The organism is Cloacibacterium sp. DMC96, from assembly GCF_056313765.1.
In genome coordinates, this window is record NZ_JBQUZQ010000001.1 from 457,698 (window position 1) to 482,538 (window position 24,841).

Here is a 24,841-nt window from a genome sequence, read left to right on the forward strand (position 1 = left end):
ATGAGCCTCATTTCTAAACAAGATTTTATCAAAGCAGCAGGATTGCAGAAATTCGGATTTATTAAAAGTCCGATTGCTTCTACCATTATGGGACTTACCAAATTGAATGATGTCAATAGATTGTATGACAGCATAAAACACCATGAAGGAGTAGCTTTTTTTGATGCTTTTCTCAAAAAATTAGAAATCCAATACGTAGCCTTCGAAGAAGATTTGGCTAAAATCCCTAAAACAGGACCTTTCATTTTGGTAGCCAATCATCCTCTAGGAGCGATTGATGGAATTCTGATGTGTAAAATCCTTACAGAAATTAGGCCTGATTTTAAAATCATGGGTAATTTTCTTTTGCAGAAAATAGAGCCTATGAAAGATTATGTGATTCCTGTGAATCCTTTTGAAACCAGAAAAGAAGCATACAGCAGTATTTCTGGAATGCGTGATACATTGAAACACCTTCAGGAAGGCGGTTGTATCGGTATTTTTCCTGCGGGAGAAGTGTCTAATCGTAACAATGTTTTTGATGAAGTTCTGGATAAAGAATGGGAAATTCCAGCGCTTAAATTGATAAAAAAAGCAAAGGTTCCAGTGGTGCCTATGTATTTTCATACCAAGAATTCGAGCAAGTTTTATAGCATTGCCAAAATTCATGCAGATTTACAAACGCTCTTGCTTCCGTCTGAAATGATGAAGAAAAGAGACAAACCGATTAGAATTAGAATAGGAAAGCCTGTTTCGCCAAAAATTCAAGAAGAACATGAATCGGTAAAAGAATTAGGCGATTTCTTGAGAAAGAAAGTCTACATGATGAAATCTTATTATGAAAGGAGAAAATCTATTGCAGCGCTTTTTAAACTGTCTAATTTGCCGATTAAATTTCCGCTTAAATCAGGTCAAGAAGTGATTCAGAATATCATAGACGAAACGCCTCATGAAGACATTTTAAAGGATATAGAAAATCTTAAAAAGAAAGATAAACTCTTATTCTCCAACTCTAATTACGAAGTGTATTTCACCGAATATGACGAAATTCCTTCGATGATGAGAGAAATCGGAAGACAGCGTGAGTTAACCTTCCGAGCAATAGGAGAGGGAACCAATCTGCCTTTTGATTTAGATGAGTATGATAAGCATTACCATCACCTCATTCTTTGGGATAATAGTGCTCAAAAAATTGCGGGAGCTTATAGAATGGCATTAGGAGCTCAAGTCATGAAGAAATTCGGAATTAGCGGCTTTTATACGAGTTCATTGTTTGAATTTGACCAAGAAATTCAACCTTTCTTTAGAAAAGTGATAGAAATGGGTCGTGCTTATGTAAATTTGGAATATCAGCAAAAACCATTGCCACTATTCTTGTTGTGGAGAGGAATTGTGCATGTTTGCCTCAAAAATCCTGAACATAAATTCTTAATGGGTGGAGTGAGCATCAGTAATAAATTCTCAGATTTTTCTAAGTCTTTGATGATTGAATTTATGCGTTCGCATTATTATGATTCTGTGGTGGCGCAATACGTGCATCCTAAAAACGATTTTAAGGTAAAACTTAAGGTAAAGGAAAAACACCTCTTTTTCGAAGGTTTAGACAATGATTTGAACAAGTTTGATAAACTCATTGATGATTTAGAGCCAGAAATGAGAATGCCGGTTTTAATAAAAAAATATATCAAGCAAAATGCTAAGGTTATCGCATTTAATGTAGACCCTAATTTCAATGATGCGATAGATGGACTCATGTATATCAGAATAAGCGACCTTCCAGAAAGTACGATTAAGCCCGTTTTAGAAGAAATGAGCGAACAATTAAAAGAAAGTTAAAAAAAAATGAACTTGAAAATCAAGGAGTTCAAAAAAAAATGTAAAATTCTTTTGAAAAGACTTGCGTCATATAGATAAAGTGCTTACTTTTGCACCACTTTAACACAGTGATGAAACAAAAAAGGTTTCTTAGCTCAGTTGGTAGAGCAACGGATTGAAAATCCGTGTGTCCCTGGTTCGATTCCTGGAGAAACCACAAACCGCTTCTTTCGAGAGGCGGTTTTTGTTTTTTATAGACTTAAGAAAGCTTCTTTTTTTTAATTTCCCCATTATTATTTATTCTAAGTTTTTGGTATTGTCTTGTCTTTGTCAACCACAAAGCGATTACAAGTTTTAGCGCCCGAAAGTTTTATCCAAGAACTAAAAGCAGAGGTAGAAATCATGCTGAAAAATTTTTCTGTGTAAGCACTGTTTTTAACTCCATATCTTCGAGTCAAAGTTGGGTGAAATTCGGGTTTTCTGTGGGGTTTGTTCGTGGTTTGTTCGTGTTTCCTTCGAATCAGCCTCGGAAAAGTACCATAAATTACGAACAAACCACGAACAAACCTAAAACTTGAGTAGAACTTGACCTTAACTTGATTGGGAGAAAAATGATGGGGTTTTATGATTTTTATTGCAATACGTTTTTCCGTAATGATGTTTGAAAATGAATTGATATATTTGTTTGAACTAATCAATGAAAACTTTAATTAAAAGAACATTATCTTTTCTTTTTAGATTCAAAACTCTTAACCTATTTTATGCTGAATTACTATTATTCTGATACAATTTCTGATTTTCTTGAGAAATCAACTGAAACTATTATTGGCGAAATTTCTGTTAATGGAAGATTGGGTCATATTCATACTGAATTATACGCTTGGGAATTTCAAATAAGTCTTTTAAAAGATATTTTAAAAGATTTTAAGGGGCATTTATTTTTTGAATTTTCGATTCCAAGAATGGGTAGAAGAGTAGATTGTATATTAATTATCAAGAATATTGTTTTTGTAATAGAGTTTAAGGTAGGTGAAAAGGAATTTTTAAATCATAATATTGAACAAGTTTGGGACTATGCTTTAGATTTGAAAAATTTTCACAAACCGAGTCATGAGCTTTTACTTGTTCCAATTTTAGTTGCAACCCATTCTAAAAAAATTCCTTTAGAAGTAGTTTTTACAAGTCATAATGATAATTTAACCAATCCAATAAGAACTAATGCCGAAAATCTGGAATTAACAATTCAAGAGGTCATCAATTTTTATCAATCTACAGAAGAAATTAATCCTAATGAATATTTAAAAGGAAGTTATTCTCCTACTCCAACGATTATTGAAGCGGCAATAAGTTTATATAATAATCATAATGTAGAAGCAATAACCAGAAATGATGCTGATGCTGTAAATTTAAATTATACTTCAAATTATATTTCTGAAACAATAGATTATGCTAAACAAAACAATAAAAAAGTAATTTGTTTTGTTTCGGGTGTTCCTGGCGCTGGAAAAACTTTAGTTGGATTGAAAGTAGCAACTGAACACTTAGATAAAGAGAAGGGAAATACAAGTGTTTTTCTATCGGGAAATAAGCCTTTGGTAGATATTTTACAGGAAGCATTAGCACGAGATAAAATTGTGCAGGAGAAATTAAAAGGCAATAAAATAACCAAAAAAAGTGCAAGAGAAAGTGTAAAAGCTTTTATTCAAATCATTCACCATTATCGTGATGAATATTTGAGAGATCCTAAAGCTCCTTATGATCATGTTGCTATTTTTGATGAAGCTCAAAGAGCTTGGACTAAAGAGCAAACTGTAAAATTCATGCATCAAAAGAAAGGAATTGCTAATTTTCAATATTCTGAACCAGAGTTTTTAATTTCTTGTTTAGATAGACATGAAGACTGGGCTGTAATTGTATGTTTAGTAGGTGGTGGCCAAGAAATTAATACGGGAGAAGCTGGTATTTCTGAATGGCTTTCAGCGGTTAAAAATAAATTTGAAGATTGGGAAACAAGAATTTCCCCTAATTTGATTGATACCGAATACAACGCGCAAGAATCAATAAAAGAATTAGAATTAACTAATAAAGTTGTTTTTGATGATAAATTACATTTGTCTGTTTCCATGCGTTCTTTTAGAGCAGAATATTTGTCAAAGTTTGTCAAAGAGATTTTAGATTTTGATGAGAATGCAAAAGAAACTTTAAAAAAATTAAATGGTAAATATCCTGTTGTAATTACTAGAGATGTAGAAAAAGCTAAAAAATGGCTTAAGGAGAAAGCTAGAGGAAGCGAAAGGTATGGTATTGTCGTTTCTTCACAAGCTTATAGATTAAAACCATTAGCAATAGATGTGAAAACTCCAATTAATCACGTCAATTGGTTTTTGGATGATAAGGATAATATTCGTTCATCTTATTTTTTAGAAGATGTAGCAACGGAATTTCAAGTGCAAGGTTTAGAATTGGATTGGGTTTGTGTGACTTGGGATGCAGATTTAAGATACTCTAACGAAGGTTGGAAAACATATTCTTTTGTGGGGAACAAATGGCAAAATATTCATAAAAGTATAAGAAAAAAGTATCTTATTAATGCTTACAGAGTATTACTTACTAGAGCAAGACAAGGGATGATTATTGTTGTTCCCGAAGGAAATATAGATGATCATACAAGACAACCGGATTTTTATAGTCCTACATTTAATTATTTAAAAAGTTTAGGAATTGAAATTGTAGAATAAAAATAAATGATACCCAAAAACTAACCAACCATGGCCATTGCAAAAGACGGAATTCTAGGAGGCTTTTCTGGGAAAGTAGGCAATATTGTAGGACTTACTTTAAATGGGGTTCCTATTATGCGAGCCGCTCCCAAAGCTTCTCAAAAACCACCCACAGAAAAACAACGCTTGCAGAGACTGAAGTTTTCTCTAGCGATAGAATTTACCAAGCCTTTTCTAGAAATTACCCAACAGTTCTTTAACCAAAGTGCTTTTTCGGGGGAGAGAAGAAATCTTTTGATTTCTTATACGTTGCAAAATGTCATTCAGGTGCAAGATGATGAGTTTACGCTGCTTTGGAACAAGTTTTTAGTTTCTAGTGGAGATTTAAGCGGTTTTCATCACTTAGGCGTTACACTACAAGATGATGCGCTGCATCTTACTTGGCAAGACAATAGTTCACAAGGATTTGCGCAACCCAATGATGAGGTGCATCTTCTCCTAGTGAGCGAAAACCTAGAGCAGGTAGATTTTTTAGAAAATATCGCCCATAGAACTAATACACAAGTTACGGTTCCTTTGCCAGATTGGACGGTAGAACATCCTGCCCATTTCTATATTTTTATGAGCAATACTGCACGCAATCAATCGTGCAATAGTTTTTATCTCGGGAAGCTAGAGCAGGGTTTATTTCGCTAAGCTTTTATCTGTTTACAATGGGTGTTTTAATTTCAATAGTTTAATCATTTCTAAGATAAATAAAAGACTTACCGCTCCTATGATAGAAGTAATAAAATGTTGATGACCAGGATATTCAAAACTGAAAATCTTTTGCAGCATTGGGTTTCCGATGGTGAGAAATAACAAGGTAAAGGCAATTGTAGAAATAATCACCAAAGCTTTATTGTTCTCTAAAATCACTGAAACAAAATTTCTAGTATCAGATAAAGAAGTGAGAATGAGAAATACATTTCCTAAAATTAGTGAAGAAAATGTGATGGCTCTCACCGCGTTATCAGAGTGCTCTTCTTTTAGAGAAAGAAAATAAACCACTACTACCATTGCGAGGAGTAAAAATCCTTTCACTAGGCTAAAAGCAATTTTTCGCCAACCGAAAAAGAGTTCATCTGGATCTCTTGGCGGTCGGTTCATAATGCCTCTTTCTTCTTGTTCAGATTCAAAAGCGATAGAACAAACGGGGTCGATAATCAATTCCATAAAAACAATATGCATCGGCATCAGTAGAATAGGCAGTGAAGAATAAAAAGCAGGCAATAATACCAAACCAATAATCGGAACGTGAATAGCGAGAATATAAGACATGGCTTTTTGAAGATTGTCAAAAATTCTTCTTCCAGAACGAATGGCGTAAACAATAGACGCAAAGTTATCATCCAATAAAACCAAGGAAGATGCTTCTCTGGCTACATCTGTTCCTTTCATTCCCATTGCAATTCCTATGTCAGCAGCTTTCAGCGCAGGAGCATCATTTACACCGTCTCCAGTCATCGCCACCACTTCTCCATTGGCTTTTAAGGCTTTAATGATTTGGAGTTTTTGTTCGGGAACAATTCTTGCGAAAAGATGGGTAGTTTTTATTTTCTCTTTTAGCTCTGCATCACTCATATTTTGGAGTTCAGCACCCGTTAAAACTTGGTCATTGTGCTGTAAACCAATTTGATTGGCAATACTTTTGGCAGTGGCAGGAAAATCTCCCGTAATCATAATCACTTTAATTCCTGCTTTGTTGCATTCGCTGATGGCTTCTGGAACTTCTTCACGAATCGGGTCTTCAAAAGCAACTAATCCGCTAAAAATAAAAGGAAATTCTTCTTGTTTTTCGGGAAGTTCATCAGAAGTTATTTCACAATGAGCTGCAGCAAGAACTCTATAACCACTTTCTGCCAATTGGTGAACCAATTGAGTATAACGAGCGTTTTCTTCTTCAGAAAAATGGCACAATTGGAAAATCGCTTCAGGAGCACCTTTGCAATACGCATGACTTTGTGGATGGTTTTTAGATTTCATCACGCGAGTCATGGCAAATAATTCTTTGCTGAGTGGATATTCTTTTACCAAATCTAACTCCTCTTTTGTGAGATGCAACCTGCTGATTTCATTGCCAATCGCTTTTTCCATTGGGTCAATCGAATGACGCTGAGAAGCGTGAACTAAAACCGTTAAAACCTCTTGAATATTTTCTAAAGAATGTTTAAAATCTTTCTTGTAATAGAATTTTTCGCCTGAGTAAAGCGCAGCAACTTCCATTTTGTTTTGGGTAATGGTTCCTGTTTTATCACTGCATAATATGGTGGCAGAACCAAGTGTTTCTATAGCAGAAGGTTTACGGGTTAAAACATTATTTTTGGATAATCGCCAAGCTCCTAATGCTAAAAAAATAGTCAATACTACAGGAAATTCTTCAGGTAAAATAGACATAGCAGAAGCCAGACCATTCAGTAAAGAATTAAGGAAATTACCTCTCGTGAGGTAAAAAGCCAGAATCACGCCAATACTGATGGCGATTCCCATAAGAAACAGACTTCTAATGAGTCTTTTCATCTCTTTTTGCAGTCGGGTGCTTTCTTGTTCTATATTTTGTAGCGAAACGCCAATTTTTCCGAATTGTGTTTCGGAACCAGTATGCGTCACTTTTGCTTTGCCTTTTCCTTGTACGATGAGTGTTCCGCTGAAAACATGAGCTTCTTTTTCTTCGGTTTTAATCACCGGAACAGATTCGCCAGTTAATAAAGATTCGTCTATGGTAAGGTGTTGACTTTCCAATAAAATAGCATCTGCAGGAACTCGGTCTCCTTCATTTAAAATCACTACATCTTCTGGAACGACTTCTCTTCCGGAAATTCTAATTTCTTGCCCATCACGAACACCAAAGCTCGTGGAGAAGACAATTGTCTCAATGCTTCTAAAGATTTTTCGGTTTTTCTGTGTTGATAAAAAGTGATGAAAATAATGACGAAAACCCAACACAACAGAATCATTCCTTCGGTATAATCTCCCAATAAAACATAGACGAGACCACAAAACATAAGTAAGATAAACATGGGCTCTTGAATCACTTCTAGGGCAATTTGCCAAACGTTTTTCGGTTTTGCAGAAGGGAGTTCATTGAAGCCGAATTGTTTCAAAAGTTCTGCTGCTTTTTTTTGAGAAATTCCTTGTGTCATGGCATTTCCTTTTTAAGATGAGAATAAATCACGGGAAAAAATGGCTGATTTTAATTGGTTTTTAATCAGTCTTTTATTCAGTTAAAGTTAAGAAAATTTTATGATGAGAAAAAGGTTTTAGAGCTGATATATAAGAGGTGATGTTTTATCTATTCTTTCAGAATTTATATTTCGGAAAAATGCCTAATTATAGAGATTTTAAATTGGTATTATTTTGGTTATTAATTTTTTGTTCCCTCAAAAAATTTTATCTTCGTAGCTCAATTTTTAAATGATAATGAAAAAAATTATACCGTTCCTTTTCTTGTTGATTTCTACCATGCTTTTTTCTCAAGATGGAATAAAATTCGGAAAACAGTCTTTTGCTAAAACCTTAGAACAAGCCAAAAAAGAAAATAAACTCATTTTTTTAGATGCTTTTGCTTCATGGTGTGGTCCGTGTAAATTGTTAGACAAAAATGTATTTCCTAAAAAAGAAGTGGGAGATTATTTCAATGCCAATTTCCTGAACCTTCACATTGACATGGAAAAAGGAGAAGGAATAGAAATTGCAAAAAAATACAGCATTTATTCTTATCCTACATTGCTATTCATAAATGGAGATGGAAAAGTGGTCTACAAAGCTGCAGGTTATATGAGTCCGCAAGAACTCATCAGTATTGCCAAAGAAGCCGTGAATCCAGAAAATACTTTAGAAAATAAAATAGCGAAGTTTGAAGCGGGAGAAAAAGACCCAGAATTTTTAATGGGATTGATTAAAAATACGTATGCAACTGATTTTTCATTGGCTCAAAAAGTGGCTACCCGTTATTTCCAGACGAGAACAGACGCTACTTATTCTAAAGAAGAAGCAGGAATGTTGCTGTTTTTCACCAAAACCATAGATGATGATTTGTATAAAATCTTCACGGCAAAAAAGGCAGAACTTTCTACGCAAATTCCAGAAAGTTATTTGGCGGAATATGATAAGCAACTCAAACTGAACACGGTTTTACAAAAATCTTTCGATGCCAATACGCAAAGCATTAATGAATCCACTTTTTTAGCTGAAGGAACAAAAATTTATGGTGAAAAAGAAGCAAAACAACTTTTGAATAAGATCAATATGGATTTATTTTTTACTCAAAAAAAATATGATGATTACGCAAAATCTGCATTGAATTATTATCAAAATCCAAAAGATTTTGCCACCGATGAACTCAATAATGTCGCTTGGAATTTTTACCTCTACGTTACAGATAATACTTTGTTGACTCAAGTGACGCAATTGTGTTTAGAAGGTATTAAAAAAGAAGAAAATAGCCAGAATACAGATACATTAGCCAATATTTATTATAAATTGGGAGATAATAAAAATGCTAAACTTTGGGCGAAAAAATCTATCGAAATTGCTAAAGCGAAAGGAGATGAATACGCATCAACTGAAGAATTATTAAAAAAGATAAAGTAAAACGATGGCGTTTAAAAAAAATTTCTTCCTCGTTTTCATGAGTTTATTTGTTCATCATAATGCTCAAACTTATGTAAAAGTCAATGGTTTCACTTTGCCTGCTCTGATGTTAAATGCAGGAATAGAAACGAAACTTACAGATAAAACCACTTTTCAAGCAGATGTTTTTATTTCTCCTTGGAAATCTGTTTTTGGAAATAGAATGCTTTTTGCTATTGGTACTTTAGAATATCGTTATTATTTTACCGAAAGTTTTAAAAATTGGTATGTGGCTGCTAATACAGGAGTAGCGATTTATAGAATGCAAAAGTATAACCATCTTAATTTGGGAATTCATCAAGAAGGGTATTCTATACTTTTAGGCGGAACTGTAGGTTATGTAGTGAAAGTGAATGATAAAATTAATTTAGATATCTTTTTAGGAGGAGGAAACGCTCAGTCTTTTTATAGGTCTTATTATAATGCTTTCCCAGACATAAGAGCAGACAAAGAAGAAGGTGCTTCCATCAACAGAAGTGGAGAATGGATTCCTTATAAAGGTGGCGTAATGATTTCTTATCAAATTAAATAATATGGAAATAAAAAGTGTAAAATTTTTAGTGGTTTTGGTGATTACTTTCGTCATCGTGTTTTTGATGAATTACATTGGGAATACACAACCAGACAAATTACAAAGTGCTTTACTAAACGGACTTGGCGGAATGGTGGGACTTACCATCGGGATGATGATTTATAACCGAAGTAAAAATGACCAATCAGGCCCGCAACATTTCGATTAAATTAAGTCCAAAAAACTTCTTTGCTGTATCGTAAAATCATCAGCATTACGATAATTAAAAATACAATTCTGATAAATCCATTGCCTTTTTTAAAGGCAATTTTTGTTCCTAGAAAGTTTCCTAAAACATTGAAAACAGCCATTAAAATAGCCAGTTCTAACAAATAATTTCCGTGGTTCACGAAAACCAAAAGCGCAGAAATATTGGTGATGCAGTTCACCACTTTAGCATAAGCAGAAGCCGAAAGAAAATCAAATCCTAAAATCACCACGAAAGCCAAAACAAAGAAACTTCCTGTTCCCGGTCCGAAAAACCCATCGTAGAAACCAATCACTGCTCCAATCAAAGCTCCGAAAATCATCTTTTTGGTGGTGCTTAAATCTTTGGTCGCAACATTTCCTAAATCTTTTTTGATGAAAGTATAAATCGCAATCGCAATCAGAATAATTAAAATTAAAGGTTTTAATGCTTCAGAATCCAAGTAACTCACTGTTCTCGCTCCCAAAAACGAAAACAAGAAGGAAAAAAGCGAGATAGAAAGCAAAACTTTCCAGTTGAAGCGTATTCTTTTGGCATATTGTACCGCTGCAATGCTGGTTCCAGAAAGCGCGGCGATTTTATTGGTTCCAAAAAGTGTAGGCAATGCCAATTGAGGAAACTGAATCAACAAAGCGGGCAATTGTATCAAACCACCACCGCCAACTATTGCATCTAAAAACCCCGCAATAAAGGCAAATGCAGCTAAAAAGAATAGCGTGTAAAGACTGTAATCAGAGAAAAAATCCATTTACAATTGACTAGTTTTCGTAGAGAATATATTTGCGACGGATTTTCTCGAAGTTTTCTAAATCTTTTTGCCAAGATTTTCTAATTTCTACTTCTGGAGTTCCCGAAATAATTTGTTTGCGCAATTCATCTGTTCCTGCCAAAGTATCAAACCAAAGGTTTTTTAAGAAGAAATCTTGAGCTTTTTTGTCAAAATTTTGATATGCATCAATAACGAAACTTAAATCTAATTTTCTTTTAATTTCTGGGAATTGGCGCAAATCTTTTCCAAAGCATATTTTACCATTCAAGAAAGGATCTTTTGCACCTGAAGTTGGTTTCGGAGTGAAAGAAAATTCCTGATTTTTTAACCAAGGACTTCCATACACTTGAAAAGGAAAATCTGTTCCTCTTCCTACAGAAACCTGCGTTCCTTCGAAGAAACAAAGACTAGGATAGAGGTTGATGGATTGATCATTGGGTAAATTAGGTGAAGGTTTTTCAGAAATAGGATATCTTTTATTTTTATGATAATTCAGCATTGGGATGAGCGTATATTTTACTTGTACTGCATTTTTCATCCATTTTTCGCCATTTACCATTTTTCCGTATTCGCCAATCGTTAATCCATATACTACAGGAACTTTGTGCAATCCTACGAAACTAGTCCATTTTTCTTTTAAAACAGGTCCGTCTGTATAACCATCATGAGGATTCGGGCGGTCAAGAACAATGATTTCTTTACCATTTTCTGCGGCAGCTTCCATTACGTAAGTGAGTGTAGAAATGTACGTGTAAAATCTTACACCCACATCTTGAATGTCAAAAAGTACAATATCTACGCCTTGTAATTGTTCAGGTTTTGGTTTTTTATTGTCGCCGTAAAGCGAAATAATTGGCAAACCTGTTTTGGTGTCAATTCCGTTTTTGACATGTTCACCAGCATCAGCAGTTCCACGGAAACCGTGTTCTGGTGCGAAAATATGTTTGATTTTGATATTATTTTGAACCAAAAAATCTACCAAATGGGTTTTGTCTGCTAATAAACTCGTTTGATTGGCAACTATTGCAACAGTTTTATTTTTCAGAAGTGGCAAATAGAGTTCTGGTCTGTCTGCAGCGTTTTTAAAACAGTTTTCTTCTTTATTTTTTGGTTTTTCTAAAGCAATTTCTGCAGTTTTTACAGGTTCTGGAGTGGGATTTGCATTGTTTTTTTGAGTGCTACATCTTTGTAACCCAAAAATCATTAGCATAATAAGAACTAAATCTTTAATTTTGACACTTAAATTCATTTGATTTTGAAATTTCCAATATATTTTTCTAAAAAAATAGCGTTCTCCAAAGATAACAAAAATAATCTTTCACGCGTGATTGTCTTTATCGGAAGGCTTTCTGTAGCGCTGGGAATTATTGTTTCATTGGTGACGGTTTCTACAGGTTTAGGCTCCAAAAAAGCCATTAAAAATCGTATGGCAGATTTTGTGGGACACATTTCTGTGAAATCTACCAAAAGCAATTCCTCTTATAATTCTTCGGTACTTCACAAAGAAGGATTAAATGTAAAAGGTATTCAAAATCTTCTGGACGTTTCTAACACGCAATCTTATGCTACGGTTTCTGGGATTCTGAGAACCGAAGAAAACTTTGCAGGCGTTATTCTAAAAGGTGTTGCCAAAGATTTTGATGCAGAGCGTTTTCAGAGTTTTATGGTAGCTGGAGAAGTTCCAAAATTTACCGAAGAAGGCTATAACAATCAAGTTATTCTTTCTGATAAAATTGCCAATGATTTGCATTTAAAACCCAAAGACAGCATTGTAGCGATTTTTTCTAAAGAAGACCAACAACCCATTTACAGAAAATTTGAAATTTCTGGAATTTATAAAACAGACATCAAAATGATAGATGATTTGTTTATCATCGGCGATATTAATCACGTGAGAAAAATTCAAGATATGGCAAAAACGGAAGTGGGAGGAATTGATATTTTCTTGAAAGACAGTGATGATATAGATGCTGTTTATCCGACAATTGAAAAGCTAATAGGTTACAAAAATTACGCTGAAAAAGCGACGGATAAATATCCTCAAATCGTAGATTGGATTAATATTTTTGATACCAACATCGGACTGATTATCACGATTATGCTGATTGTAGTAGTTATTAATATCATTATGGTTTTGCTTATTCTCATAATTGAGCGCACCAATTCTATTGGGATGCTCAAAACATTGGGTGCAACCAACGGACAAATTCGAGCGATTTTCATCAACTATACTCTGCTGATTATGATTCCTGGATTAATTATGGGGAATGTAATCGGTTTAGGATTTTTGGTGCTTCAAAAAATCTTCGGATTTATCAAACTCAATCCAGAGAATTACTATGTAAGCACGGTTCCTGTAGATTTAAACCCTGTTTACATTTTGGGAATTTCTGTTGGGATTTTGGCGATTTCTGCATTCGCTCTTATTTTGCCAAGTTATCTGATTTCTAAAATTTCTCCTGTAAAAGCGATTAAGTATAATTAATTATTTTCTAAAATTTAATCAATAGTTAAAGGTCAGGTTTTAATTTTTGGTCATTTTCTAAAAATAAAAATCGTATTTTTGCGGCTCAAATTTTTACAATGAACTACGCAAAAAATATTTTAGAAACGATAGGAAATACACCGCTGGTAAAGCTAAACAAAGTTTTAGGAGAAGATTTTCCTGCATTGGTTTTAGCGAAAGTAGAAACCTTCAATCCTGGGAATTCTGTAAAAGACAGAATGGCACTTAAAATGATTGAGGATGCTGAAAAAGACGGTCGTCTGAAACCTGGAGGAACCATCATCGAAGGAACTTCTGGAAATACAGGAATGGGATTGGCTTTAGCAGCAATTATTAAAGGTTACAAGTGTATTTTCGTGACTAATTCTAAACAATCAAAAGAAAAAGCAGATATTTTACGTGCTTTAGGTGCAGAAGTGGTGATTTGTCCTACTGCTGTAAAACCTACCGATCCACGTTCTTATTACCAAACTGCAAAAAGATTAACCGAAGAAACTGAAAACGCTTGGTATGTAAACCAATATGATAATCTTTCTAACAGAGCAGCGCATTATGAATCTACGGCACCAGAAATTTGGGAACAAACTGAAGGGAAATTGACTCATTTTGTAGTAGGAGCAGGAACTGGAGGCACGATTACAGGTTGCGGAACTTTTTTCAAAGAAAAAAGTAAAGACATCAAAGTCATTGGTGTTGATACTTATGGTTCTATTTTGAAAGAAATTCATGAAACGGGTGAAATTCACTTAGAAAATGCTTACACTTATATTACAGAAGGAATTGGCGAAGATATTTTGCCTGAAAACTATGACATGTCTGTGATAGACCATTTCGAGAAAGTTACCGATAAAGATGGTGCGATTTATGCAAGAAAATTAGCTAAAGAAGAAGGAATTTTCTGTGGTTATTCTGCAGGAAGTGCGATTGCTGCGATTAAGCAAATGCAAGATCAATTTACCAAAGATGATATCATAGTAGTTTTGCTTCATGACCACGGCTCTAGATATGTAGGAAAAATCTACAATGATGACTGGATGAAAGAAATGGGTTGGCTAGATTAATAAGAAATAATCTATTCAAAATAAATAAAATCGGGAAGAGCAATCTTCCCGATTGTTCATATCAAATCAAAATTAATTTCCACAATTTTCATTTGGCGAATGAATGATAGCGTCATAATCTGCCTGTGAAATAAACTGAGGAACATAAATTACATTTTGGAGTTTTAAGGCACTAGAAAATGCTCTGAGATGATTTCTAGAACTACACATTAAATTACTGTACACTTTTAATATTAAAGTATTTGTAGTAGTCTTGCTTAAATTTTTCAAGTCATTAATGTCTACATCTTCTATGGTTGCTCCTACTTTTAATGCTTCTATAGCACTGTTGTTTCCTTGCAGAATAAGTTGGTTATAAAGATTTTGTAAATCTTGATTTTGAAATTGACCAACTGCTAATTTAGGATAATCAATTTTATATTTTATAAGAAGATTTTCTACGGCATTCATGTGTGACTGTTCACTTTTCTGAATGTTTTCAAACTCTACCAATTGCCATTTCTGATACAAATATAAATAAGTGTCTCTTGCCATTTTTTCTTCTTCATACATAAAAAGTAAGTTGCTTTTTTCATCAGTATTTATCGAAGGAATTATGGTTCCAATATTACGTGTTTCATCATTTAGAGAAATATTATCGCTATCATTTCTGCTGCATTGAGTTAAACTCAAGAAAGCGACAACTATAGTTAGGCTTTTTATAAATGTTTTCATTTTATAAATGTTTAAAAATTAAATAGTATTGTAAATTTTTTAATGTTATAATTTCCACATCGGAGGATGAAAAAACTTAACATAAAATTTTTGAGGGGAAAAAGAACATTTATTTGTAATTAGATGGTTATCAATGTTTTCAATAAATTCTCTAATTTCAAATTCAAAAATTTTGTTAGTCACAAATAAATCTAATAATTTTAATTTAAGAACTTCATTATCAGTGTTATGTTCTGTTTTTGCCAGTTCTTTTTTGATATAACATATTCCATTACATAACAATTCAGGACGATTTTTATTTATACAAAGTACTGTAGTAATGTATTTATAATTAATCATATAATCAATTATTGGTAAGAATGAACGAACCGAAATAGTTATGATTAATAGTATGGAAATGATTGCTTTCACTTTTTTATTTATAATTTATTCATGCAATTTCCTCTTCCTCTATTTCCTCTACCTTTTCCTTGATTTTGGCATTGCATACCATTTTGAAGACCACATTGTTCATGTTCTGCATTGATGATTTTTTCGTAATCATTTTTAGAAATATACTGAGGAACATAATTGGCATTTCTCATTTCTAAATTACGTGAAAAGGCTCTCAAATGATTTCTAGAAGCACATTCTAGAAATTTGTAAACATTGGCGATGTCTTGGTTTTGAGTTTCTTTGGTTAATCTTTGCAAGTCGTAAATATCTACATCTTCTATCGTTGCTCCTGCTTTTAAAGCTTCAATTTCTGAAACTTTTCCTTTTGTAGTAAGTTCATTGTATAATTTTTGAAGATTTTGATTTTTAAATTTTCCTTCAGGAAGAATTTCGTAAGAAATTTTATTTTGGTCTAAAAGTTCTTGTACTTTTTGCATATGCACTTTTTCACTTTCCTTGATATTGGCAAAAGGTCTAGTTTCCCAATTTGAATACAAAAAAGTGTACACATCATGTGCTAATTTTTCTTCTTCTAGCATGAAAAGGAGAGAAGAAGCATCTGTTTCTTTAGTGTTTTTAGAAGTGTAATTGGTGAAAATTACCATTCCAAAAATCACAAGAATAACTAAGGTGAAAGATTTGGATTTCATTTCTGTGAGATTTTTATATTAGACAAAAATTACAACAGAAAGTTAAGTCGAATCTTGATTAAAATGAATGTAAAGTGCTATTAATCAATAAATTTTACCATTATTGGATGAAAATTTACCAATGAGAAAATAAAGAATTTTAGTCGTATTTTATGCTGCAATAATTCACAGAACCATTCACAACATTTTTAAATTTTTTGCCCGAAATGTATTGATGGGTGTATTTTTCGCCTTTTTCTCTCAATGCTCTGTAATAAACAAAAAGATGATTTTTAGTGCCGCATTCTATACCATTTGCCGCTTCTCTAATGCTTGGTTTTTGGCTGTTTTTTCTTACGACATAGAGGTCATTGAGATTTAGCTCTTCTATTTTTATAGCAGTTTTCAGCGCCGAAGTTTCATCTATCGCCTCCGAAAGTAGTTGATTTTTAAGGTTTTCTGTTTCTTCTAAACTTTCATTTTCTAGAACGGTGATATTCTGTTTTTCAAGAATGTTTTTCCAAATTTCAATATGTTTTTGCTTTCTTTTGGCAATATTTCCGAAAAGATTATTTTGATATTGTGCATAAAAATTTTCGTAAACTTCTTTTGCAATTTTCTCTTTGCCAATGAGTTGCGTAATTGTAGTGATTTCTTTTTCAGAAAGCTGAGATGTAGTTCTAGCTGTTCTCGGTTGCATCAATGAACACGAAACTAAAAATAGCGAAAGTAAAAAAGCAAATACAAATTTCATTTTAAAACCATTTATTCATTAAATCGACAAGTTTCTGAGTCAAATTTTTTCTAGAAAATTGCTCAATGTTTACAGCGTTTTTGTTCAGCGTTCCAGATTTCCAATTTTCGTAAGATTCTAAAATAAATTTCTTTAGATTTTCTTTTTCCTCGTAGCCAAAATGTTTTCCAGCTTTGGTTTCGTTCAAGATTTTTTCTACATCAGCATCTTTTGGACCGAAAGAAAGAATGGTTTTTCCCGTTGCTAAATACTCGAAAATTTTCCCTGGAATAATCCCTTTTGAAGATTCTTGAGGGAAATTAGTCATCAATAAAACCGTTGAATCTTGCATGTGTTTTAAGGCAACATCATGTGTTTGATAACCCAAATTGGTTAAGTTATTTTTAAGAGCTGAACTTTCTATTTTTTGTAATATTTTATCGTCTAATCTTCCTACAAATTTCAGTTGAAAATCGTTTTTGAAGTCTGCATTTTCTTGAACTAAATCATTTAAAGTTTCCCACAGAATTTCAGGATTTCTGAGTTGTTCTAAAACACCAATGTAACTTAATGTGAATTTTTCTGTAAAGTCGTTAAGTTGCGAAGTCGTTAAGTCGTTTTTATTATCAACCGATTCTACAAATTCACGAATCTGCGACTTTACTTCAGAGTCAAATCCATTCGTAATGCAAAAAGCATTTGCGCCTTTTTTTCTGAAATTTTCAGCATCGGTATAACTTGTTGCCAAGGTAATATCTGCATTTTTGAACACTTCAGATTCTAATTTTCTATGCTTTTTATCGGCAATTTTAGTTAGTTTCAAGTGTTTGTAATACGAAATTTCAGTCCATGGATCACGGAAATCTGCAATCCATTTTAAGTCTGGAAAAATTTTCTTTAAACCTAACCCAATCAAGTGCAACGAATGTGGTGGGCCAGTTGTCACCAAAACATCATAGTTATTGGCTTTTAGGTATTTTTCTAAAAACTCTACAGAAGGTTTCACCCAAAAAACACGTGCATCTGGAATAAAGAAATTGCCACGAACAAAAATCGAAAGTTTGGCTTTCCAAGATTGATTTTCGCCTACATCAAACTGTCCCGCTTTGAATTTTTTATTGTCTTTCCCAAATTTTTCTGCCAATTGATAAGGTTCCCAAATTTTGGTTTTAATCATTTTCAGATTTTTGGGAACATCTTTCTGCAAAGTTTCATCTACAATAGGATAACTCGGGTTCTCTGGAATAAAAACCGTAGGTTCCCAACCGAAATCTGGTAAATATTTTACAAATTTTAACCAACGCTGAACTCCTGGTCCTCCAGCTGGAGGCCAGTAATAAGAGATGATTAATATTTTTTTTGTTTCAGGTTTCATTTTTTGTAGGGACAAGTCGAGACTTGTCTAAAAATCATAGATTTTTATAAAATAGTTTCGTGGTGAATTTTTGATTTTTCAATATCTAGAGAATCAGAAAAAATTTCTTTAATGATGTCTTTTACTTCTTTTGGATTGTAAGTTTCAGGATTTCTTCTTGAGTTTTTATAGTTTTTAATTTTAAGAGTAGTAGTTAGCTCTCTTAAATTTTTGAATAAAAAATTATTCTTTTTCATTTCTTCAGATAAAATTTTCCCAATCACTAAAAAAAATAATCCGTAGAAAAAATTTGTAAACAAAAAGTAAATCGAAGTTATAAAAATTATAGTTAAGATAATGAATTGTTCTTTACTGAATGTTAAAATTTGGTTTTCTAATTTTAGTGATCTTTTTAATTTTTCGATTTCATTGTTCCTTTTATTTTTGGGAAAAATCTCAGTTAATTTAGTGTTTAAATTGATTTTACTATAAGGAATTTTAAATTCTTCTACTAAAATTTTTCTTAAATTATAAAAGGTTTGTTGAGAAGTACAATCACTAATTTCAATTCCTTGAATTTTATCTAGAACTAATTTTTCAAATTCACCATAAGTTTTTACTTTTTCAAAATCTTTTTCATCGAATTTTATATGAAAAGTTTTTTCAATAGTAATAATTACTTCGTCAATGTCCAGTGAATCGTAGCTTGATAAAATTCCTTTTTCTTTTTTCATAAATATAAATTTATGTCAATTTAATTTAGAGAAGTATTTTTGAGAAAAATATCTAAACAGATTCTTCACTGCGCTTTGCTTCGCTCAGAATGACAGAATATTTATTTTTATACAACCAAAATATCCCTGCCAAAGAAAGCGATACAAACAATCCAAAAGCAATTAAGGAAATGGTTTTTCCTTTGGCTATCACTTCTGGTTCGAATATCATTTTTACCGTGTGAGTTCCTGCTGGAACGTAAACAGCTCTCAATAAATAATCAGCTTTGATATATGGAACTTCTTTTTCGTCTACAAACATTTTCCAACCTTTTGGATAATAAATTTCTGAAAAAACAGCCAATTGTGGAGTTTTAGACTGTGTTTTATATTCTAATTCATCGGCTTGATATTTCGTTAAATTTACAAAGGCAGTAGAATCAGTTGCTAAAGTTTTTCCTTCGAAATATTTTTTATCATCCTTCGAAATAACCGCCGTTTTTTTAGAATCTATATTTCCTATTTCATCTATTTCTTCATTAGGCGTATTCACAAATTTAATATCAGAAACCAGCCAAGCATTTCCATTCGCATTCGGATTGATTTGAACTTGAGGTTGTTCCAAAGTTCCACCAACTACATATTTGGTGTTCAATAAATTGAGAATTTGCTGAATTTGAGCAGACTTCACACTATCTTCAGCATAGAAATAATGATTGATTAAATCGTCATACCTTCTCAATTTCACAGCGTGATAACCACCAACAGAAGCTTTGTAATAAGAAGTATTGGTTTCATTAAAAGGTCCTAAAAGTTGGTTGAAAATTCTATAATGTGTTTTATCTTTTTCAGTGATTTCTTCTAAAGTTTTATTCATATTTGCTCTAGAAAGCAAATCATTTAAAAGAGGATTTTCGCCTGCTTTTCCAGCTAAATAATCTGAATTTTCGGTCACAAATGGAGTTTGTGCAAAAGCTTTATCTACAAAATTATCGCTGTTTAAATAGCGTTTGTTCACAGACCATAAATCAAATAAACTTACCAATCCTATAATGATTAAAGCAATGTTTTGAGATAATTTTTTCTTCAATGCAAAATAAAGTGCTAAAGCAGTGATTGAAACATAAATCATGGCTTTAATGGCATCTATTCTAAACATCGTGAAACGTTCGCCAACCAGATAATCTAATAAATATGGAGGCAAATAGGCGGTTTCGTTTGAAGTAGCAAATCCGAGTAAACTTTTCCCGAAAATTACCAATAATAAAGTAATTCCGAGTACAGAAGCACTTCCGTAAACTAAAACTTTTTGTTTGTATTCTTCGGTAAGTTTTTCGTCATTGAAAAATCTGTATAATCCAATAATTGCGATCAATGGGAACAATAATTCTACAACAACTAAGATAGAACTTGGTGCTCTAAATTTATCGTAAAACGGAACAAATTTGATGAATAATTCAGACAACGGCATGAAATTACTTCCCCAAGCTAAAAGCACAGAAAGTACAGATGCGCCTAAAATCCAATAACGGTATTTTTTCCACCCGAAGAAAAATCCTAAAATGGCTAAAAATACCACGATAGCTCCTTGATAAGCTGGTCCAGATGTTCCTGGTTGGTCTCCCCAATAGGTTAAACTTCCTCCAAATCCTTTAGAAATTTGGTCATATTCTTCTTGAGAGGTTACATTTTCTTGTACTAATTCTTGAACTTTTTTCATCATCTCATCTGAACCTTCTTCATCGCTTGCTCCTCCCATTGCTCTTGGAATGAATAAGTTCAAAGTTTCTAGTTTTCCATAGCTCCAGTTCAGAATTTCTTGTTTTTTCATTCCGTCATTATCTGCAGCATTGTGCTCAGATTTCAGAATTTGTTTTCCACGAACGGTTTCTTTCACATATTCAGAATTGGCAAGAAGTCTCTGACTGTTCATTCCAATTCCAAGAATCATCGCCAAAGCCAAAATTCCCGAAGAAATGAAAAAATGTTTCCATGGTGTTTTTCCTGTAGCTGCTCTTACCAACTCAGACAAGAATAAAAATCCTAATGCCAAGAAAAGGTAATACGTCATTTGTGGATGGTTTGCAGCAATTTGCAATCCCATGAAAAGTGCAGTGACAATAAAGCCAAGAATATATTTTTTACGAATATAGACGAGTGAAATTCCCGCTAAAAGTGGTGCGAAATAAGTTAAAGTGGCAACTTTACCATTATGACCAGCTGCGATGATGATGTAGAAATACGTGGAAAGTCCAAAAAAAGTGGCGCCTAACAAAGCATATTTCCAATTTTTAGTGGCAACATAACCGAGTAAGAAAAATCCAGCAAAAAGCAGAAAAATAAAATTCGCAGGTTTTGGCAAAAAGTTCAGCGTGTCATCTATTTTTTTGATGATATCACCTCTAAACTGCGAACCCGACTGATAAGTAGGCATTCCGCCAAACATCGCATCACTCCAATAAGTTTCTTTGCCGTTTTCGGCTCTGTAGTCTAGTAGTTCTTTTGCGCCACCTTTGTATTGTACAATGTCATGTTGCAAAAGTTGTTTCCCAGAAATTATAGGACTGTTGTAAACTAAAGCTAAAACTACAAAAATCGCCAATGAAATGACGATGTAAAGAATGTTTTTATTTTTCAGCATATTTTGCAAAAATTAATTTATTTCATTTTTTCTCGGAATAAATTCCAAATTGTTTTTGAATTTTTATAGGACACTTTACCTCTACCTCTACCTCTACCTCTACCTTTACCTTTACCTCTGATTTTTCTCCTCTACTTCTTCATATTCCACAGTTTCTGCATCCCATTTTACTTGCTCTTTAGTAGGTTTTGCAGGTTTGGGCGAAACGTTTTCTCTGTTTCTAGGATTAAGACTAGGGAAATTTTTATAAAATTGATTAAAGAATATCCTTTTCAAAATATTCCAAACAAAGAATATAATGATGGTTGCTAAAACTAATTCGAATAAATATTTAACCAGTGCCATTTTTTAAAATTTATAACTAGGATTGATTGTAACTAAAGAGTTGGTCTTTTTAGACATGCTTTGAGATTGTTTTCCGTCGCTCAAACTTTCTTTTTCTGTAGTGTTCATTTGGATTTTAGAGCCTAGAATCCAACCAGAATTGGCGTCTATTTTTATGGTTCCCGTTTGTACACCTTCTATGCTTACAGAATGCGTCATTCCGTTTTTAGACTGTGTTTTTGCTTTTCTAGGGATTCCTCCTTTTATGGTAATTTCTGCAATTCCGTCTTCTACTTTTGCTAGAGTATAAGTGGTATTTATTTTTACACTTCCATCTGGAGTTACATTGTCAGACTGTGTCCATGTTCCGCCTAATTTTACGCCTTTTGCTGGAAGAATATTTAGGTTTTTTCCAAATTGTTCTTTTAAAAATTTCTCGTTGAAACTCAATTTAAATCCTTCCATGAAATTTTTAAGTTGAGCAGCATCTTTAATCACCGAAGCAGCCGCATCATTGGTTTTTTTATAAATAGGTTCAAAACCTTTAATCGAAAGAATTTTCCCAGTTTTGTCCATGGTAATTTTTAATTTATTACCTGTTTGTGCTTTTTGTACCGCCCACATAAATTTTTGTTGAGCATCTTCAGGAGCGTTTCCTTTCGTATCTATCGCTTGGGTTTTTCCTTGAGAAGTTGCAGACATTCTTTTCCCAACCAGCGTCATAGAAATTTCGTAGTTTCCTTTTGCATCGATATTATCTACGGTAAACGTCATTTCGTCTGTAGATTCATTCGTTCCAGAAATATTTTGTTTCCCGTCAGAAAGCGTTTGCACATCTCTTTGGTAAGTGCTGAAAGGATACGTTTTTCCTTTTTCTAATTTAAAAGTTGCGTGGTAAACACCTAAAGAATCTTTAATGGCAGGATTTTCTACTTTTGCCGTTTCTTTATCTTCCACAGGAACTTCTACAGTGATGGTTTTTCCAGTTTTAGGGTCAACTTTGGTTACGGTTTTTGTTTCTTTTTGACATGAAACGATTGCTATTGAAAGCAGCGCAATTGCTGTAATTTTTTTCATTGATTTTAATTATTTTGTATCATTTGAAGCAAGAATCTTGCCTTTTTATTCACTTTTAGTCCTGCTTTCGCGACTCGCTTTTTTGTTTTTTTATCATATTGATCAGAGTGGAAACATCTGAAAAAAACAAAAAGAGCTCAAACACATCGCTCAAACCCAACGAAGTGGTTCGACGATTTTAAGGAGTCAATCAGGGCTATAATTCACGGTTTGGTTTTTTTAGGAATTTTTGAAAATTCTTTATTTCTACAATTCTCCTATCATTTTCTGTCTTACTGCTTCATAAAGAATCGCTCCACAAGCTACAGAAACGTTCAGTGATTGTGTTTTTCCAGTGATTGGCAATTTTATTTTTTCATCAGCATGATGCATTACTTCTTTAGAAATTCCTGTTTCTTCATTTCCCATTACGATAGCGCAAGGTTCAGAAAAATGAGCGTCATAAATCATTTTTTCTGCCTTTTCAGTGGCTGCAAAAACGGTAACTCCTGACTGCTGAAGAAAATCTACTACATGAGCCAAATTATTTTCTTTGCAGATTTTTACATTGTAAAGCGCTCCCGCCGAAGTTTTAATGGCGTCAGAATTGATAGGAGCAGCTCCTTTGTCTGGAATTACAATTGCGTCTATTCCTACACATTCTGCAGTTCTGGCGATGGCTCCGAAATTTCTTACGTCTGTTAAACGGTCTAAAATCAATAAAAACGGAACTTTTCCTTCCTCAAAAATCTGTGGCAACAAATCCTCGATTTTATAGAACGGAATTTCTGAGATAAATGCTACTACACCTTGGTGATTTTTTCTCGTAAAACGATTCAGTTTTTCTATTGGAACCGTGTTAGGTCTGATGTTGTGTTTTTTCAGTAATTTTTTTAATTCTGAATAAATCTCACCTTGTAAACCGCCTTGCACAAAAATTTTGTCAATGGTTTTTCCAGCTTCTATCGCTTCCATTACAGGTCTCAAACCGAAAATGAAATCTTCTTTTTCGTTTTTAGATTCGTTATCTGAATTTCGATTGTTCTCAAAACGAGGTTTTCTATCGAAATTTTTTGGACCAAAACTTCTTCTCTCGCCTGAGTTATATTTTTTATTAAATTCTCCCAATTTTTTGATTTTTAAATTTGAATTCTATTTGTGTCGTTCCTACGGAACTCAAAATGATATTTTTCTACTGTATTCTACAAACTTTTTGCTCTCACAGAGCAAGATTTAAATTTTGCCTTTACCTTTACCTTAACCTTAACCTTAACCTTAACCTAAAACTGTTCTCCAGCTAAAGCACGTTTTTGAGCCATTGCGTATCCAAAATGTAAACTTTCGTGCATATTGTTGAAAATAATTGCATCTTGAATATTTTTTAAATCAATTCCAAAACTTGTAGAATAAGCGGTGTAATCTGGGAAAAAATCATCATCATAATCTTTCATCAGAATTTTAGAAGTCTCGATAAGTAGGAAACCTAAATCTTCCACTTCAGATTCAGAAACATCCAGATTAGGAAGAGTGCCTTTTTTGTAAGTATCTACCCAATATTTGTCTATTCTAAAAGGATTTCCGCTTAAATAATAACACAAAAGTTGCTGAGTAGCTACGCAATGTGCAATATTCCAATAAATATTATTGTTAAAACCATCTGGAATGGTCAACAAGTCTTTGTGAGACGTATTTTGTAGAATATTCAGAAGGTTTTTTCTTACTGCTCTATGATTTTGAAAATGAGTATTCATTTAAAATTGATTTTAATCTCCAAAAATACTGAAATTGAACGGAAGATGGAAGATGGAAGATGGAAGTTTTTTATAAAATATTCTTAAAGTTTTTTTGTTGTTTTAATTTATTGAAAATCAATATTTTAATGATTGTTTTTGTGCGGAAAAAGATTGTCAATTTTTTAACTTCTGACTTCTGACTTCCGACT

Annotated in this window: 23 protein-coding genes and 1 tRNA gene; 9 read left to right on the top strand and 15 right to left on the bottom strand. The window is 33.1% G+C overall.

Translation table 11 applies throughout. The annotated features are described in order from the left end of the window. The 4 genes from ACT53I_RS01975 to ACT53I_RS01990 all read left to right on the top strand — a co-directional run bounded on the left by ACT53I_RS01975 (position 1) and on the right by ACT53I_RS01990 (position 5,210). Positions 1 to 1,815 (top strand): lysophospholipid acyltransferase family protein, encoded by a 1,815-nt coding sequence (locus tag ACT53I_RS01975; RefSeq protein WP_476078206.1) that lies wholly within the window; start codon positions 1 to 3, stop codon positions 1,813 to 1,815. Positions 1,816 to 1,938: 123 nt separating this feature from the next. Further along, positions 1,939 to 2,011 (top strand) — tRNA-Phe (locus ACT53I_RS01980). A 544-nt stretch (positions 2,012 to 2,555) separates the two neighbouring features. Then, positions 2,556 to 4,532, top strand: a complete 1,977-nt coding sequence (locus ACT53I_RS01985) for a DUF2075 domain-containing protein (protein ID WP_476078207.1) — start codon at positions 2,556 to 2,558, stop codon at positions 4,530 to 4,532. Between the two features lie 30 nt (positions 4,533 to 4,562). Then, positions 4,563 to 5,210 carry a DUF6266 family protein gene (locus tag ACT53I_RS01990; RefSeq protein WP_476078208.1) on the top strand — a complete coding sequence of 216 codons (648 nt, stop codon included), beginning with the start codon at positions 4,563 to 4,565 and terminating at the stop codon, positions 5,208 to 5,210. A gap of 12 nt (positions 5,211 to 5,222) precedes the next feature. Here the strand turns inward: ACT53I_RS01990 and ACT53I_RS01995 are convergent, their stop codons facing one another. Together ACT53I_RS01995 and ACT53I_RS02000 are read right to left on the bottom strand one after the other, a co-directional pair. Further along, complete coding sequence (locus tag ACT53I_RS01995; protein ID WP_476079367.1) at positions 5,223 to 7,442, bottom strand: cation-translocating P-type ATPase; 2,220 nt, start codon at positions 7,440 to 7,442, stop codon at positions 5,223 to 5,225. Continuing rightward, on the bottom strand, positions 7,340 to 7,696 hold the full coding sequence (locus ACT53I_RS02000) for a cation-transporting P-type ATPase (RefSeq protein ID WP_476078209.1): 357 nt from the start codon (positions 7,694 to 7,696) through the stop codon (positions 7,340 to 7,342). The genes ACT53I_RS01995 and ACT53I_RS02000 overlap by 103 nt, the downstream gene beginning before the upstream one ends. A gap of 277 nt (positions 7,697 to 7,973) precedes the next feature. Between ACT53I_RS02000 and ACT53I_RS02005 the strand changes: the two genes are divergently transcribed. The 3 genes from ACT53I_RS02005 to ACT53I_RS02015 are packed head-to-tail and all read left to right on the top strand — an operon-like array spanning position 7,974 to position 9,925. Next, on the top strand, positions 7,974 to 9,146 hold the full coding sequence (locus ACT53I_RS02005) for a thioredoxin family protein (RefSeq protein ID WP_476078210.1): 1,173 nt from the start codon (positions 7,974 to 7,976) through the stop codon (positions 9,144 to 9,146). A gap of 4 nt (positions 9,147 to 9,150) precedes the next feature. Beyond that, on the top strand, positions 9,151 to 9,717 hold the full coding sequence (locus ACT53I_RS02010; RefSeq protein WP_476078211.1) for a DUF3575 domain-containing protein: 567 nt from the start codon (positions 9,151 to 9,153) through the stop codon (positions 9,715 to 9,717). A 1-nt stretch (position 9,718) separates the two neighbouring features. Beyond that, complete coding sequence (locus ACT53I_RS02015; protein WP_213189641.1) at positions 9,719 to 9,925, top strand: hypothetical protein; 207 nt, start codon at positions 9,719 to 9,721, stop codon at positions 9,923 to 9,925. Position 9,926: 1 nt separating this feature from the next. Here the strand turns inward: ACT53I_RS02015 and ACT53I_RS02020 are convergent, their stop codons facing one another. Then, a complete protein-coding gene (locus ACT53I_RS02020; RefSeq protein WP_476078212.1) occupies positions 9,927 to 10,712 on the bottom strand; it encodes a sulfite exporter TauE/SafE family protein in 786 nt (261 codons plus the stop codon). 10 nt (positions 10,713 to 10,722) lie between these two features. Beyond that, a complete protein-coding gene (locus tag ACT53I_RS02025; RefSeq protein WP_476078213.1) occupies positions 10,723 to 11,982 on the bottom strand; it encodes an exo-beta-N-acetylmuramidase NamZ family protein in 1,260 nt (419 codons plus the stop codon). Between the two features lie 6 nt (positions 11,983 to 11,988). On the opposite strand from ACT53I_RS02025, the gene ACT53I_RS02030 reads away from it, so the two are divergent. Then, a complete protein-coding gene (locus ACT53I_RS02030; RefSeq protein ID WP_476078214.1) occupies positions 11,989 to 13,218 on the top strand; it encodes an ABC transporter permease in 1,230 nt (409 codons plus the stop codon). Between the two features lie 98 nt (positions 13,219 to 13,316). Next, entirely contained in the window at positions 13,317 to 14,300 is a 984-nt protein-coding gene (locus ACT53I_RS02035) for a PLP-dependent cysteine synthase family protein (RefSeq protein WP_476078215.1), read from the top strand. A gap of 72 nt (positions 14,301 to 14,372) precedes the next feature. Here ACT53I_RS02035 and ACT53I_RS02040 read toward each other — a convergent pair whose 3' ends face one another. The 11 genes from ACT53I_RS02040 to ACT53I_RS02090 all read right to left on the bottom strand — a co-directional run bounded on the left by ACT53I_RS02040 (position 14,373) and on the right by ACT53I_RS02090 (position 24,650). Further along, positions 14,373 to 15,014, bottom strand: a complete 642-nt coding sequence (locus tag ACT53I_RS02040) for a DUF2202 domain-containing protein (RefSeq protein ID WP_476078216.1) — start codon at positions 15,012 to 15,014, stop codon at positions 14,373 to 14,375. A 45-nt stretch (positions 15,015 to 15,059) separates the two neighbouring features. Next, positions 15,060 to 15,425, bottom strand: coding sequence for a hypothetical protein (locus ACT53I_RS02045; protein ID WP_476078217.1), 366 nt, complete (start codon positions 15,423 to 15,425; stop codon positions 15,060 to 15,062). Between the two features lie 8 nt (positions 15,426 to 15,433). Continuing rightward, positions 15,434 to 16,099, bottom strand: a complete 666-nt coding sequence (locus ACT53I_RS02050) for a DUF2202 domain-containing protein (RefSeq protein ID WP_476078218.1) — start codon at positions 16,097 to 16,099, stop codon at positions 15,434 to 15,436. Positions 16,100 to 16,238: 139 nt separating this feature from the next. Beyond that, complete coding sequence (locus ACT53I_RS02055; RefSeq protein ID WP_476078219.1) at positions 16,239 to 16,832, bottom strand: DUF2202 domain-containing protein; 594 nt, start codon at positions 16,830 to 16,832, stop codon at positions 16,239 to 16,241. Position 16,833: 1 nt separating this feature from the next. Beyond that, positions 16,834 to 18,186, bottom strand: coding sequence for a glycosyltransferase family protein (locus tag ACT53I_RS02060; RefSeq protein ID WP_476078220.1), 1,353 nt, complete (start codon positions 18,184 to 18,186; stop codon positions 16,834 to 16,836). A 44-nt stretch (positions 18,187 to 18,230) separates the two neighbouring features. Then, positions 18,231 to 18,899, bottom strand: a complete 669-nt coding sequence (locus ACT53I_RS02065) for a hypothetical protein (RefSeq protein WP_476078221.1) — start codon at positions 18,897 to 18,899, stop codon at positions 18,231 to 18,233. 52 nt (positions 18,900 to 18,951) lie between these two features. Then, the gene (locus tag ACT53I_RS02070) at positions 18,952 to 21,519 is read right to left on the bottom strand and encodes a YfhO family protein (RefSeq protein WP_476078222.1); all 2,568 of its coding nucleotides are present in this window, start codon (positions 21,517 to 21,519) and stop codon (positions 18,952 to 18,954) included. Between the two features lie 111 nt (positions 21,520 to 21,630). Beyond that, a complete protein-coding gene (locus tag ACT53I_RS02075) occupies positions 21,631 to 21,864 on the bottom strand; it encodes a hypothetical protein (RefSeq protein ID WP_185097657.1) in 234 nt (77 codons plus the stop codon). 3 nt (positions 21,865 to 21,867) lie between these two features. Then, positions 21,868 to 22,920: a DUF6263 family protein gene (locus tag ACT53I_RS02080; protein ID WP_476078223.1), complete on the bottom strand. Its 1,053-nt coding sequence runs from the start codon at positions 22,918 to 22,920 to the stop codon at positions 21,868 to 21,870. A 246-nt stretch (positions 22,921 to 23,166) separates the two neighbouring features. Next, positions 23,167 to 23,895 carry a 23S rRNA (guanosine(2251)-2'-O)-methyltransferase RlmB gene (gene rlmB / locus ACT53I_RS02085; RefSeq protein WP_476079368.1) on the bottom strand — a complete coding sequence of 243 codons (729 nt, stop codon included), beginning with the start codon at positions 23,893 to 23,895 and terminating at the stop codon, positions 23,167 to 23,169. Between the two features lie 284 nt (positions 23,896 to 24,179). After that, positions 24,180 to 24,650 carry a DinB family protein gene (locus tag ACT53I_RS02090; RefSeq protein WP_069797034.1) on the bottom strand — a complete coding sequence of 157 codons (471 nt, stop codon included), beginning with the start codon at positions 24,648 to 24,650 and terminating at the stop codon, positions 24,180 to 24,182. Between the last annotated feature and the right edge of the window lie 191 nt (positions 24,651 to 24,841).